Annotated in this window: 14 protein-coding genes and 1 pseudogene; 12 read left to right on the top strand and 3 right to left on the bottom strand. The window is 66.4% G+C overall.

The genetic code is table 11. The features are described from left to right. Positions 1-157: 157 nt before the first annotated feature. The 6 genes from ABD05_RS15425 (at position 158) to moaE (ending at position 6,693) form a co-directional block, all read left to right on the top strand. Positions 158-1,396, top strand: a complete 1,239-nt coding sequence (locus ABD05_RS15425; protein ID WP_047900869.1) for a pyridoxal phosphate-dependent aminotransferase — start codon at positions 158-160, stop codon at positions 1,394-1,396. 54 nt (positions 1,397-1,450) lie between these two features. Beyond that, complete coding sequence (locus ABD05_RS15420) at positions 1,451-2,779, top strand: homoserine dehydrogenase (protein ID WP_047900868.1); 1,329 nt, start codon at positions 1,451-1,453, stop codon at positions 2,777-2,779. A gap of 14 nt (positions 2,780-2,793) precedes the next feature. After that, on the top strand, positions 2,794-4,245 hold the full coding sequence (gene thrC, locus ABD05_RS15415; protein WP_047900867.1) for a threonine synthase: 1,452 nt from the start codon (positions 2,794-2,796) through the stop codon (positions 4,243-4,245). Between the two features lie 289 nt (positions 4,246-4,534). Continuing rightward, positions 4,535-5,782 (top strand): molybdopterin molybdotransferase MoeA, encoded by a 1,248-nt coding sequence (locus ABD05_RS15410; RefSeq protein WP_047900866.1) that lies wholly within the window; start codon positions 4,535-4,537, stop codon positions 5,780-5,782. Positions 5,783-5,801: 19 nt separating this feature from the next. After that, on the top strand, positions 5,802-6,059 hold the full coding sequence (gene moaD / locus ABD05_RS15405) for a molybdopterin converting factor subunit 1 (protein WP_011352296.1): 258 nt from the start codon (positions 5,802-5,804) through the stop codon (positions 6,057-6,059). 157 nt (positions 6,060-6,216) lie between these two features. Beyond that, positions 6,217-6,693: a molybdopterin synthase catalytic subunit MoaE gene (gene moaE, locus ABD05_RS15400; protein ID WP_047900865.1), complete on the top strand. Its 477-nt coding sequence runs from the start codon at positions 6,217-6,219 to the stop codon at positions 6,691-6,693. Positions 6,694-6,768: 75 nt separating this feature from the next. Here moaE and ABD05_RS15395 read toward each other — a convergent pair whose 3' ends face one another. Further along, positions 6,769-7,329: a group III truncated hemoglobin gene (locus ABD05_RS15395; protein WP_047900864.1), complete on the bottom strand. Its 561-nt coding sequence runs from the start codon at positions 7,327-7,329 to the stop codon at positions 6,769-6,771. A 251-nt stretch (positions 7,330-7,580) separates the two neighbouring features. On the opposite strand from ABD05_RS15395, the gene ABD05_RS15390 reads away from it, so the two are divergent. After that, positions 7,581-8,099, top strand: coding sequence for an Rrf2 family transcriptional regulator (locus ABD05_RS15390; protein WP_047900863.1), 519 nt, complete (start codon positions 7,581-7,583; stop codon positions 8,097-8,099). Positions 8,100-8,256: 157 nt separating this feature from the next. Then, positions 8,257-10,854 carry an ATP-dependent chaperone ClpB gene (clpB, locus tag ABD05_RS15385; RefSeq protein WP_047900862.1) on the top strand — a complete coding sequence of 866 codons (2,598 nt, stop codon included), beginning with the start codon at positions 8,257-8,259 and terminating at the stop codon, positions 10,852-10,854. 114 nt (positions 10,855-10,968) lie between these two features. On the opposite strand, the gene ABD05_RS15380 is transcribed toward clpB, so the two are convergent. Both ABD05_RS15380 and ABD05_RS15375 read right to left on the bottom strand, forming a co-directional pair. Next, a complete protein-coding gene (locus ABD05_RS15380) occupies positions 10,969-11,406 on the bottom strand; it encodes a YidB family protein (RefSeq protein ID WP_047900861.1) in 438 nt (145 codons plus the stop codon). An 88-nt stretch (positions 11,407-11,494) separates the two neighbouring features. After that, positions 11,495-12,106, bottom strand: a complete 612-nt coding sequence (locus ABD05_RS15375) for a ComEA family DNA-binding protein (protein ID WP_047900860.1) — start codon at positions 12,104-12,106, stop codon at positions 11,495-11,497. 303 nt (positions 12,107-12,409) lie between these two features. Between ABD05_RS15375 and ABD05_RS39415 the strand changes: the two are divergent. From ABD05_RS39415 to ABD05_RS15360, 4 genes and pseudogenes are all read left to right on the top strand, one after another. Next, positions 12,410-12,517: pseudogene (locus ABD05_RS39415) on the top strand (MerR family transcriptional regulator); the annotation flags it as partial. Next, positions 12,501-12,905 carry a carboxymuconolactone decarboxylase family protein gene (locus ABD05_RS15370; RefSeq protein ID WP_047900859.1) on the top strand — a complete coding sequence of 135 codons (405 nt, stop codon included), beginning with the start codon at positions 12,501-12,503 and terminating at the stop codon, positions 12,903-12,905. The pseudogene ABD05_RS39415 and the gene ABD05_RS15370, both read left to right, overlap by 17 nt. A gap of 70 nt (positions 12,906-12,975) precedes the next feature. Continuing rightward, positions 12,976-13,437: a MerR family transcriptional regulator gene (locus tag ABD05_RS15365; RefSeq protein WP_047900858.1), complete on the top strand. Its 462-nt coding sequence runs from the start codon at positions 12,976-12,978 to the stop codon at positions 13,435-13,437. Then, the gene (locus ABD05_RS15360) at positions 13,421-13,825 is read left to right on the top strand and encodes a carboxymuconolactone decarboxylase family protein (protein WP_047900857.1); all 405 of its coding nucleotides are present in this window, start codon (positions 13,421-13,423) and stop codon (positions 13,823-13,825) included. Before ABD05_RS15365 ends, ABD05_RS15360 begins: the two co-directional genes overlap by 17 nt. Positions 13,826-13,827: the final 2 nt, after the last annotated feature.

Here is a 13,827-nt window from a genome sequence, read left to right as displayed (position 1 = left end):
TTTTGGTCGCCCCCGGGCGCCACTTGCATCGCGCGCTGCCACAAGTCGTGCCCGATCGCCCGCATTTTCCCAGTCTAGACAGCGCGCACAGACCGGCCGCTTTCCAGTTTTGATCCCGTCCCCCCGGCCGCAAGGCCAACCCAGGAACCGTGTCGTCGTGAAACCGATTCAGAAGTCGAACAAGCTGCTCAACGTCTGCTACGACATCCGTGGCCCGGTGCTCGAGCACGCCAAGCGCCTCGAGGAAGAAGGCCATCGCATCATCAAGCTGAACATCGGCAACCTCGCGCCGTTCGGTTTCGACGCGCCGGACGAGATCATCCAGGACATGATCCGCAACCTGCCCGCGTCGTCGGGCTATTCGGATTCGAAGGGCGTGTTCTCGGCCCGCAAGGCCGTGATGCACTACACGCAGGAGAAGGGCGTGGTGGGCGTCGGCCTCGACGACATCTACATCGGCAACGGCGCGTCCGAGCTGATCGTGATGGCGACCCAGGCGCTCCTGAACGACGGCGACGAAGTGCTGCTGCCCGCGCCCGACTACCCGCTGTGGACGGCGGCGGTGAGCCTGTCGGGCGGCACGCCCGTGCACTACGTGTGCGACGAGCAGAACGCGTGGATGCCCGACCTCGACGACATCCGCCGCAAGATCACGCCGAACACGAAGGCGATCGTCGTGATCAACCCGAACAACCCGACGGGCGCGCTTTATTCCGACGAATTGCTGCTGGAGCTGATCGAGATCGCGCGCCAGCACGGGCTGATCGTGTTCGCCGACGAGGTCTACGACAAGATCGTCTATGACGGCCTCGAGCACACGGCGATGGGCTCGCTGTCGGAGGACGTGATCACCGTCACGTTCAACAGCCTGTCGAAGAGCTATCGTTCGTGCGGCTATCGTGCGGGCTGGATGGCCGTGTCGGGCCTCGGCGGCGACAACCGCCGGCGCGCGAAGGATTACCTCGAAGGGCTCGGGATCCTGTCGTCGATGCGGCTGTGCGCGAACGTACCGGGGCAGTTCGCGATCCAGACGGCGCTCGGCGGCTACCAGAGCATCAACGAGCTGATCGTGCCGAGCGGGCGCCTGTACAAGCAGCGCGAGCTCGCTTACGACATGCTCACGTCGATTCCGGGCGTGACCTGCGTCAAGCCGCAGGCCGCGCTGTACATGTTCCCGCGCCTCGATCCGAAAATCTATCCGATCCAGAACGACCAGCAGTTCATACTCGACCTGCTGCTCGAGGAGCGCGTGCTGCTCGTGCAGGGCACGGGTTTCAACTGGGCGACGCCGGACCACTTCCGCGTGGTTTTCCTGCCGAACCTCGACGACCTGACCGATTCGATCAACCGGATCGCACGCTTCCTCGACGGTTACCGCAAGCGCCATTCGGCCTGAGCGGACAAGGACCACACGGAACTCACTACTTCTTACTCATCGATCACACGCAGCATGGAACCGATCAAAGTTGGCCTGTTGGGCTTCGGCACGGTGGGCAGCGGCACCTTCACGGTGCTGCGCCGCAACCAGGAAGAAATCAAGCGACGCGCGGGGCGCGGCATCGAGGTGGCGCGCATTGCCGTGCGCAACCCGGCCAAGGCGCAGGCTGCGCTCGGCGGCGACGCCGGCGCCGCGCAGATCACCGACGATTTCAATTCGGTCGTCGACGATCCGTCGATCGCGATCATCGCCGAGATGATCGGCGGCACGGGCATCGCGCGCGAGCTCGTGCTGCGCGCGATCGCGAACGGCAAGCACGTCGTGACGGCGAACAAGGCGCTGCTCGCGGTGCACGGCACCGAGATCTTCGAGGCTGCGCGCGAGCAGGGCGTGATGGTCGCGTTCGAGGCGGCCGTCGCCGGCGGCATCCCGATCATCAAGGCGCTGCGCGAAGGCCTGACCGCGAACCGCATCCAGTACATCGCGGGCATCATCAACGGCACGACCAACTACATCCTGTCGGAAATGCGCGATCGCGGGCTCGATTTCGCGACCGCGCTGAAGGCCGCGCAGGAGCTTGGCTACGCGGAAGCCGATCCGACCTTCGACATCGAAGGCGTCGACGCCGCGCACAAGGCGACGATCATGAGCGCGATCGCGTTCGGCGTGCCGGTGCAGTTCGACCGTGCGTACGTCGAGGGCATCAGCAAGCTCGACGCGACCGACATCCGCTACGCGGAAGAGCTCGGCTACCGGATCAAGCTGCTCGGCATCACGCGCCGCACCGAGCGCGGCATCGAACTGCGCGTGCACCCGACGCTGATCCCGGAGAAGCGCCTGCTCGCGAACGTCGAAGGCGCGATGAACGCGGTCGTCGTGCACGGCGACGCGGTCGGCACGACGCTGTACTACGGCAAGGGCGCGGGCGCGGAACCGACGGCGTCGGCGGTCGTTGCGGATCTCGTCGACGTCACGCGCCTGCATACGGCCGACCCCGAGCATCGCGTGCCGCACCTCGCGTTCCAGCCCGACAGCCTGTCGAACACGCCGATCCTGCCGATCGAGGAAGTCACGAGCGGCTATTACCTGCGCCTGCGGGTGGCCGACCAGACGGGTGTGCTCGCCAACATCACGCGCATCCTCGCCGAATCGGGCATCTCGATCGACGCGCTGCTGCAGAAGGAATCGGAGCAGGTCGACGGCGCGAACGGCGAGACCGACATCATCCTGATCACGCACGAGACGCTCGAGAAGAGCGTCAACACGGCGATCGCGCAAATCGAGAGCCTCGCGACGGTCGTGTCGAAGGTGACGAAGCTGCGCATGGAAGCGCTGAACTGAGGATCGAGGGCGACATGAATTACATCTCCACGCGCGGCGCCGGCATCGGCGAGCGCCACACGTTCTCCGACATCCTGCTCGGCGGTCTCGCGAAGGACGGCGGGCTCTACCTGCCGGCCGAGTATCCGACGGTGTCCGCCGACGAGCTCGCGCGCTGGCGCACGCTGTCGTACGCGGATCTCGCGTTCGAGATCCTGTCGAAGTTCTGCGACGACGTGCCGGCCGACGACCTGCGCGCGATCACGCGCCGCACGTATACGGCCGACGTGTACAGCAACACGCGCCACGGCGAGAACGCGTCCGACATCACGCCGCTGAAGACGCTCGGCACCGAGAACGGCGCGCCGATCTCGCTGCTCGAACTGTCGAACGGCCCGACGCTCGCGTTCAAGGACATGGCGATGCAGTTGCTCGGCAACCTGTTCGAGTACACGCTCGCGAAGCACGGCGAGGCGCTGAACATTCTCGGCGCGACGTCGGGCGACACGGGCAGCGCGGCCGAATACGCGATGCGCGGCAAGGCCGGCGTGCGCGTGTTCATGTTGTCGCCGCACAAGAAGATGAGCGCGTTCCAGACGGCCCAGATGTTCAGCCTGCAGGATCCGAACATCTTCAATCTCGCGGTCGAAGGCGTGTTCGACGACTGCCAGGACATCGTGAAGGCCGTGTCGAACGATCACGCGTTCAAGGCGCAGCAGAAGATCGGCACGGTCAACTCGATCAACTGGGCGCGCGTCGTCGCGCAGGTCGTGTACTACTTCAAGGGCTACTTCGCGGCGACGCAGTCCAACGACGAGCGCGTGTCGTTCACGGTGCCGTCGGGCAACTTCGGCAACGTGTGCGCGGGCCATATCGCACGGATGATGGGGCTGCCGATCGCGAAGCTCGTGGTCGCGACCAACGAGAACGACGTGCTCGACGAGTTCTTCCGCACGGGTGCGTATCGTGTGCGCAGCGCCGAGAACACGTATCACACGAGCAGCCCGAGCATGGACATCTCGAAGGCTTCGAACTTCGAGCGCTTCGTGTTCGACCTGCTCGGCCGCGATCCGGCGCGCGTGATGCAGCTGTTCCGCGACGTCGAGGAGAAGGGCGGTTTCGATCTCGCGGCGAGCGGCGATTTCGCGCGCGTCGAGGAGTTCGGTTTCGTGTCGGGCCGCAGCAGCCACACGGACCGTATCGCGACGATCCGCGACGTGTTCTCGCGCTACGACACGATGATCGATACGCACACGGCCGACGGCGTGAAGGTTGCGCGCGAGCATCTCGACGCAGGCGTGCCGATGGTCGTGCTCGAGACGGCGCAACCGATCAAGTTCGGCGAGACGATCCGTGAAGCGCTCGATCGCGAAGCCGAGCGGCCGGCTGCATTCGACGGGCTCGAGGCGCTGCCGCAGCGCTTCGAGGTCGTGAAGGCCGACGCGCAGCAGGTGAAGGACTTCATCGCCGCGCATACGGGCGCGTGACGCACGGCCGGGCCCGCGGGCCCGGCTGCGCAGGACGGCCGGAATGCCGATTCGTCGAACGGATCGGGATTCCGGCCGTTTCGTTTGGCGGCGCGGCGCAGCGGTGCTGCCGTGCTGCGATCGGCAGGCGTTCGCCCCCCGACGCGCGTGCCGCCGCACTGCGCGCGAAACAGGTGCCAGACCCGCGCGTTTGCGACGATCACAGTTTTCGCATGTCGGCCATATCGCGCGCCCGCGCGACGGCGTCGCTACAATGGCGTATTGATTCCAACGATCCCCGATTCCATCGATGTCGAACCCGAATCCCGCGGCGCCGCGCGCGCCGATGCTGTCGACCGCCGAGGCGCTCGCCGCGCTGCTCGATGCCGCGAAGCCGCTGCCCGGTACCGAAACCGTTGCCACGCTCGACGCGCTCGGCCGCGTGCTGGCGGCTGACGTGAGTTCGCCGCTCGACGTGCCGCCGATGCATACGAGCGCGATGGACGGCTATGCGGTGCGCGTTGCCGACCTGCTGCACGGCGAGCGGCGTTTGCCGGTGTCGCAGCGGATTCCGGCCGGTCATCCGGCCGTGCCGCTCGCGGCCGGCACGGCCGCGCGGATCTTCACCGGCGCGACGGTGCCGCCCGGCGCCGACGCTGTCGTGATGCAGGAGCAGGCATCGGCCGACGGCGACGCGGTCGAGATCCTGCATACGCCGAAAGCCGGTGAATGGATCACCGCGCAGGGCGCGGACATCCGGCAGGGCGCGGTGATCCTGCCGGCCGGCACGCGGCTCACGCCGCAGGCGCTCGGCCTGGCCGCGTCGGTCGGCTGCGCGCAATTGGCGGTCGCACGGCGGATTCGCGTCGCGGTGTTCTTCACCGGCGACGAGCTGACGATGCCGGGCGAGCCGCTGAAGCCCGGCGCGATCTACAACTCGAACCGCTTCACGCTGCGCGGGCTGCTGGAGCGGCTCGGCTGCCATGTGACCGACTACGGGATCGTGCCCGACTCTCTCGCCGCGACGCGCGACACGCTGCGCGAGGCCGCGCGCGATCACGACGTGATCCTGACGAGCGGCGGCGTATCGGTCGGCGACGAGGATCACGTGAAGCCGGCCGTCGAGACCGAAGGGCGGCTCGCGCTGTGGCAGATCGCGATGAAGCCCGGCAAGCCGCTCGCCTACGGCGCGGTGCGTCGCGGCGACGATCGCCCCGATGCGCACTTCATCGGGCTGCCCGGCAACCCCGTATCGAGTTTCGTCACGTTCCTGCTGTTCGTGCGGCCGTTCCTGCTGCGCCTGTCCGGCGTGCGCGACGTCGCGCCGCGTGCGCTGTCGCTGCGCGCCGACTTTTCGCAAGGCAAGGGCGACCGGCGCAACGAATTCCTGCGCGCGCGCGTCAATGCGGCCGGCGGCCTCGATCTGTTCCCGAACCAGAGCTCGGCAGTGCTGACGTCGACGGTCTGGGGCGACGGCCTGATCGACAATCCGCCGCAGCACGCGATCAGCGCGGGCGAGACCGTGCGTTTCATTCCGTTTTCCGAACTGCTGTCGTAACGCGACGGCTTCCCGAACCATGAAGATTCAGCTGAAATTTTTTGCAAGCGTACGAGAAGCGCTGGGCGTTGCCGACGAGCAGGCCGACGTGCCGGACAGCGTAACGACCGTCGGCGACGTGCGCGCGTGGCTGCGCGTGCGCGGCGGTGCGTGGGCCGAGACGCTCGCCGAAGGGCGCGCATTGCGCATGGCGTGTAACCACGAGATGACCGATCCCGACACGCGGCTCACCGAGGGCTGCGAGGTCGCGTTCTTTCCGCCGGTGACGGGCGGTTGAGCTTTGCATGGGACCCGAGTTAGCGCTGAAGCGCTAACTTGGGTCGACCGCGATGCATGGGGCCAGAGTAAGCGCTGAAGCGCTAACTCTGGTCGACCGCGAAGCATGGGACCCGAGTAACCGCTAAAGCGCTAACTCGGGTCGACAGAGGCAGATGATGGCAACGATACGAATCCAGACCGACGACTTCGATCTGAACGCCGAAGTCGCGGCATTGCGCGCGCGCAATCCGAAGATCGGCGCGGTCGCATGTTTCGTCGGCACCGTGCGCGACCTGAACGAAGGCGATTCGGTCGCCGCGATGGAGCTCGAGCACTATCCGGGGATGACCGAGAAGGCGCTCGAGAAGATCGCCGCCGAGGCCGGCCGGCGCTGGCCGGGCATCGACGTCGCGATCGTGCATCGGGTCGGCAGGCTCTTGCCGCTCGACCAGATCGTGATGGTGGCGACGGTCGCCGCGCATCGCGGCGATGCGTTCGCGTCGTGCGAGTTCGTGATGGACTACCTGAAGACCGAAGCGCCGTTCTGGAAGAAGGAAACGACGCCGGACGGCGAGCGCTGGGTCGATGCGCGCAGCGCCGACGATGCGGCGCTCGCGCGCTGGGGCGTCGAATCGGGCAACACACCGCGCTGAACGCGGCGTCCGGGTGATGCGGCGATGCGACGATGTGCCGCAGGTGCGCCAAGCGTCGCGCGCGATGTGTGAGCGTTAAGCGTCCGGATCGGTGCTGCGCCCGATGATCTTCGTCGGAAACGGTTCGCCGCGGGCGCGCGACGGCAACGCGTGCGGATCGTCGCCCTCGTCGCGGCGGCGCGGCGCGATCGCGTCGAGCAGCGCCTGCTGCTCGGGCGGAATCCGATAATCCCAGCCGAACCGGCTCAACTGCAGGCTCTGCGCGATCCGCAGCGCGGGTTCCATGAAACGGATCGCCGCGGGCGGCGCGTAGCGCGCCTCGACGGTCTTCAGGAACAGCGACAGCCAGCGGCTGAAATGGGCCGGCTCGATCCCGTCGAGCGGCTGGTGCGCCTGCTGCACATTGCCGCGATAGCCCTTGGTGCCGAGCACGAGGCTCGACCAGAACGTGACCATCTTCGGCAGGTGGTCGTCCCAGCGGCCGGCCAGTTTCGCGTCGAACACGGGCCCGAGCAGCGGATCGGCACGCACGCGGTCGTAGAACGCGTAGACGAGATCGCGAATGTTGTCTTCGGTCGGTTCGGCATCGCGAGGGCGGGCCGGTGCGGTTTCGGGCGAGGCGGGCAGGGCGGTCATGGCAAAAGGGCCGGAAGATTTGGGCGAAAGCGGAGCGGTGGCGCGGGCAACGAGCAGGACGCCGGCAGGATTTTGACGCAAAATAGCGTCCACCAACCCCTGAAAAACGTGTAGATGTCACGCATCTTATTGCGCGCACGCGATCCCGGCAACTCGCCGTCGCGGAACGGGGCCGTCAGCCGGCCCGGCGCGCGTGCCGATCGACTCGGCTCACGTCATCGGGGGACGATCGATCATTTCCGTATTCGCCCATGAGACTCACCGACTACACCGACTATTCGCTGCGCGTGATGCTGTACCTTGCCGTGCGCGGCGAGGGGCTCGCGACGATCCAGGAGATCTCGGACGCCTACGGCATCTCGAAGAACCATCTGATGAAAGTCGTGCAGCAGCTCGGCGAGCTGGGATGGGTCGACACGGTCCGCGGCCGCAATGGCGGGCTGCGGCTGTTCCCCGAATCGCTGCAACTGACGGTCGGCCAGGTCGTGCGCGCAACCGAGAGCGACTTCGCGCTGGTCGGCTGCTTTTCGACCGACGGCAGCGAGTCGCGCGGCTGCGTGATCGAACCGCAGTGCCGCCTGAAGGGCGTGCTGGCGGCCGCACGCGATGCGTTCTTCGCCGAACTCGACCGGCACACGCTCGGCGAACTGGTCGAACCCGCGTCGCCGCTCATGGCCTTGCTCGGCATCCGTCCGCTCGCGCTCGTGCGCGCCGCGCCGTCACCGGACGAATCGCCTGCGCCCGTCGAGCCGCCGTCGACTGCCGGCTGACACGCAGGCACCGCGTCCCGCGATCCGGCCGCGTCCCGCCCCCGGCTGCGGCATTGCCATCCTGCGATTTTTTGAACTGAATCAACCCGAATTTCGCTTGAAAGCCGCATAACGATCCTCATCTTGGTGTTAATCGAAAATTGGAGGTCTCGACTAAATGAGAATCGACAAGCTCACCACCAAGTTCCAGGAAGCGCTCTCGGACGCGCAAAGCCTCGCGGCAGGCCGCGACAATCAATACATCGAACCCGTTCACGTGCTGGCCGCGCTGGTCGCGCAGCAGGACGGTTCCGCCCGCTCGCTGATGTCGCGCGCGGGTGTTCACATCCAGGCGCTGCAAGGCGCGCTGAACGAAGCCATCTCGCGCCTGCCGCAAGTGACGGGCACCGGCGGCGACATCCAGATCGGCCGCGAGCTGGTCGGGCTGCTGAACCAGGCCGACAAGGAAGCGCAGAAGCTCAACGACACGTTCATCGCGAGCGAGATGTTCCTGCTCGCCGTCTCCGACGACAAGGGCGAAGCCGGCAAGCTCGCGCGTCAGCACGGCCTCACGCGCAAGTCGCTCGAGGCCGCGATCGCGGCGGTGCGCGGCGGCTCGCAGGTGCACAGCCAGGACGCGGAAAGCCAGCGCGAGGCGCTGAAGAAATACACGGTCGACCTGACCGAGCGCGCCCGTGCGGGCAAGCTCGATCCGGTGATCGGCCGCGACGACGAAATCCGCCGCTCGATCCAGATCCTGCAGCGCCGCACGAAGAACAACCCGGTGCTGATCGGCGAGCCGGGCGTCGGCAAGACGGCGATCGTCGAAGGGCTCGCGCAACGGATCGTCAACGGCGAAGTGCCCGAGACGCTGAAGGGCAAGCGCGTGCTGTCGCTCGACATGGCCGCGCTGCTCGCCGGCGCGAAGTACCGCGGCGAGTTCGAGGAGCGCCTGAAGGCCGTGCTCAACGACATTGCGAAGGACGAAGGCCAGACGATCGTCTTCATCGACGAAATCCATACGATGGTCGGCGCGGGCAAGGCCGAAGGCGCGATGGATGCGGGCAACATGCTGAAGCCGGCGCTGTCGCGCGGCGAGCTGCACTGCATCGGCGCGACCACGCTCGACGAATACCGCAAGTACATCGAAAAGGACGCCGCGCTCGAGCGCCGCTTCCAGAAGGTGCTCGTCGACGAGCCGAGCGTCGAGGCGACGATCGCGATCCTGCGCGGGCTGCAGGAGAAGTACGAGCTGCACCACGGCGTCGACATCACCGACCCGGCGATCGTCGCCGCGGCCGAGCTGTCGCACCGCTACATCACCGACCGCTTCCTGCCCGACAAGGCGATCGACCTGATCGACGAAGCCGCGTCGAAGATCAAGATGGAAATCGATTCGAAGCCCGAAGAGATGGACAAGCTCGACCGCCGGCTGATCCAGCTGAAGATCGAGCGCGAAGCCGTGAAGAAGGAGCAGGACGAAGCGTCGCAGAAGCGCCTGCAGCTGATCGAGGAAGAGATCGAGCGCCTCGGCCGCGAGTATGCGGACCTCGAGGAGATCTGGACCGTCGAGAAGGCGGCGGTGCAGGGCAGCGCGCAGCTCAAGGAAGAGATCGAGAAGGTGCGGGCGGACATCGCGCGGCTGCAGCGTGACGGCAAGCTCGAGAAGGTCGCCGAGCTGCAGTACGGCAAGCTGCCGCAGCTCGAGGCGCAACTGAAGCAGGTCACGCAGGCCGAAGAGAAGGAGCAGCACAACCCGACGCGTCCGCGCCTGCTGCGCACGCAGGTCGGCGCCGAGGAAATCGCGGAAGTCGTGTCGCGTTCGACGGGGATTCCCGTGTCGCGGATGATGCAGGGCGAACGCGAGAAGCTGCTGCACATCGAGGAAAAGCTGCACGAGCGCGTGGTCGGCCAGCACGAGGCGATCGGCGCGGTGGCCGATGCGATCCGCCGTTCGCGCGCGGGTCTCGCCGATCCGAACCGTCCGTACGGCTCGTTCCTGTTCCTCGGCCCGACGGGCGTCGGCAAGACCGAGCTGTGCAAGGCGCTGGCGTCGTTCCTGTTCGATTCGGAAGAGCACCTGATCCGCATCGACATGAGCGAGTTCATGGAGAAGCACAGCGTCGCGCGGCTGATCGGCGCGCCGCCGGGCTATGTCGGCTACGAGGAAGGCGGCTACCTGACGGAAGCCGTGCGCCGCAAGCCGTACAGCGTGATCCTGCTCGACGAGATCGAGAAGGCGCATCCGGACGTGTTCAACGTGCTGCTGCAGGTGCTCGACGACGGCCGCATGACGGACGGGCAGGGGCGCACGGTCGACTTCAAGAACACGGTGATCGTGATGACGTCGAACCTCGGTTCGCAGGTGATCCAGGCCATGACGGGTTCGCCGCAGGACGAGATCAAGGACGCGGTGTGGCTCGAGGTGAAGCAGCATTTCCGCCCCGAGTTCCTGAACCGGATCGACGACGTCGTCGTGTTCCATGCGCTCGACCGAACCAACATCGAGTCGATCGCGAAGATCCAGCTGGCGCGCCTGCACGACCGGCTCGCGAAGCTCGACATGGCGCTCGACGTGTCGGAAGCGGCGCTCGAGCAGATCGCGAAGGTCGGCTACGATCCGCTGTTCGGTGCGCGTCCGCTGAAGCGTGCGATCCAGCAGGAGATCGAGAACCCGGTCGCGAAGCTCATCCTCGCGGGCCGCTTCGGTCCGAAGGACGTGATTCCGGTCGACGTCAACGACGGCAAGTTCGTGTTCGACCGCGTCGTTCACTGAACGCAGGCCATCGACCGCCCGCCCGGTTCGCGCCGGGCGCGCAAAAACAAACACCCCGCCTCGGCGGGGTGTTTGTTTATGGAGCGGCTGAAAAGGCCGTGAAGCGGTGCTGCTTCAGCCCTGCTTGTTGCCGCCGAACATGCCGGCGAGCTGCGACAGCGAGCCGAGTACGTTCGACGGGTCGACCTGGGCCTGGCCATCGGCCGGCACCGCGCCGTCCGGCGTCGCGTGGTTGACGACGTGCGGCAGCACCTGCGCGAGGACGGTCGATGCCATCGACGGGTCGACGCCGAACTTGCTGGCCAGCGCACCGATCGCATCCGAGCCGAGCACGTTCTGCAGCGCGTCCGGCGAGATCGGCTGGTTCTGGCCGGTGCCGACCCACGAGCCGATGATGTCGCCGGCGCCGCCTGCCTTGAACTTCTCGATCAGGCCGTTCAGGCCGCCCGGCTGGTTGTTGATGAATTCGAGCGCGGTCGTGATCAGCGCGCTTTGCGAGTTGCCGCCGGCCTGGCCGCCGATCAGACCGCCGACGATGTCGAGGAGACCCATGGTTCTTCACCTTTACTGAGAAGGGCGCCGTGACGACGGCGCCCGTTGAACGAATGCCGCGCGCACGCCGTCGCGCGCGCGGCGCATATCAGGCGCCCGACGCCGCGGCGGCGGAGGCTGCCTTGTCCTTCTTGCTCTTTTTCTTCGAACCCTTCGTCGCCTTCGCGGACGACGCTGCGGCCGGTGCGCTCGCACCCGCGTCGGCGGATGCCGCTGCGGCCGCTGCCGCCTTTTCCTTCTTCGACGCGCGCTTGCTCTTCGCCGGTTTCGTTGCCGCTTCCGGCGCGCTTGCCGCCGGGGCCGGCGCCGTGGCCGTCGTGCCGGCCGTCGCGGTCGTGGACGTCGGCGCGGTGCCAGCGGACGTCGTGGCCGGCGTGGTGGCCGGCGTGGTCGCGGCCGGCTTCGACAGCTTCACGCCCTTCGGCGGCGTTGCCGAGCCGCCGATCGTCAGGCCGTTTTCCTCGAGATGCCCGACCGATTTCGTGCCGAGGCCCTTCACGCGGTTCGCCAGATCGTCGGCGTCCTTGAACGGGCCGTTCTTGGTGCGTTCGTCGATGATCGCCTTCGACTTCACGGGCCCGAGACCCTTCACGGATTCGAGCGCGGCCTGGTCGGCCGTGTTGACTTCGACGGCCGCGGCAAGCCCTGCGGCGAGCGACAGCGATAGCGCGACGAACAGCATCAGCAGCTTTTTCAGCATGGCAAAGGCTCCCTGGTTCTGACGGATGAATGGCTGTTGCAACGGACAGCGGGGCGGCACGCGGCCGGACGTCGCCGTTAAGCATAGGACAAATGCGTGCCCTTTTTAAGACAGGCTGACCGAATCTTGCTGAAGGCTTGCGTTGCTGTAAAGGTCGAAAGCCGTGCCGGGCGGCGATTTTGACCATTCTTTACGGTGTCGCGGGGTGTCGCGGGTTGTCGTCGCGCTGGCCGTTCAAAAGCGCTTGACTTAGAGTTTGCTCTAACTCTTAACCTTGTTTCTGCCATGTCGAAAACCGTATTCGGCAACAAGATCGCGTACTACGAGGCACGGGAACGCGAAACGGAACGACGGGCGACACCTTCTTACTCTCAATCGGAACAGGACGGACACAATGGAACAACTCGTTGAAGACCGCTACACGCGCGGCTGGAACAAACTGAAGGAAATCGACGGCGAAGTGGGCGAACGCGTGATTGCGGCGCTTGCGCCGATCGCGCCGGACTTCGGGCGGCTCCTGGTCGAGTTCGGTTTCGGCGACATCTATAGCCGGCCGCAGCTCGACCTGAAAGCGCGCGAGATCGCGACGATCGCGGCGCTGGCCGCGCTCGGCAACGCGCAGCCGCAACTGAAGGTGCATATCGAGGCCGCGCTGAATGTCGGCTGCACGCGCGACGAGATCGTCGAGGTGTTCATGCAGATGGCCGTCTACGCGGGTTTCCCGGCCGCGCTCAACGCGCTGTTCGCCGCGCAAGAGGTGTTCGTGCGGCGCGACGAAGCGGCCGCGCAGGCCGCGTGATGGCGGTCGCGCCGGCCGTTCGAAAGCGCTTGACTTAGAGTTGGCTCTAACTCTTAACCTTATTTCTGCCATGTCGAAAACCGTATCCAAACCTTCCGCCGCCGGTCCGCTGACGATCGGGCAAGTCGCCGAGCTGACCGGCATGTCGACGCATACGTTGCGGTATTACGAGCAGGCCGGCCTGCTGCGCGCGATTTCGCGCACGGCGGCCGGGCACCGGCTCTATGCGCCGGCCGACCTTGACTGGCTGGCCTTCGTGATGCGCCTGAAGGCGACCGGCATGCCGATCGCGCAGATGCAGGAGTTTGCGGCGCTGCGCGAGCAAGGCGAGCCGACGTTCGGTGCGCGGCGCCGGTTGCTGGTTACGCATCGCGACGCGGTGCGCGCGCATCTCGCCGAGCTGCAGGCGAGCCTCGATGCGATAGGCGACAAGATCGCGTACTACGAGGCGCGGGAGCGCGAAACGGAACGACGGGCGATACCTTCTCACTCTCAATCGGAACAGGACGGACACGATGGAACAACTCGTTGAAGACCGCTATACGCGCGGCTGGAACAAACTGAAGGAAATCGACGGCGAAGTGGGCGAACGCGTGATCGCGGCGCTTGCGCCGATCGCGCCGGATTTCGGGCGGCTCGTGGTCGAGTTCAGTTTCGGCGACATCTACAGCCGGCCGCAGCTCGACCTGAAAGCACGCGAGATCGCGACGATCGCGGCGCTGGCCGCGCTCGGCAACGCACAGCCGCAACTGAAGGTGCATATCGAGGCTGCGCTGAATGTCGGCTGCACGCGCGACGAGATCGTCGAGGTGTTCATGCAGATGGCCGTCTACGCGGGTTTCCCGGCCGCGCTCAACGCGCTGTTCGCCGCGCAAGAGGTGTTCGTGCGGCGTGACAAAGCGACCGCGCAGGCCGCGTGATG

Source organism: Burkholderia pyrrocinia, assembly GCF_001028665.1.
Lineage (GTDB): Bacteria > Pseudomonadota > Gammaproteobacteria > Burkholderiales > Burkholderiaceae > Burkholderia > Burkholderia pyrrocinia.
Note: the sequence above shows the minus strand (reverse complement) of the source record. Positions and strands in the feature narration are given on the sequence as shown.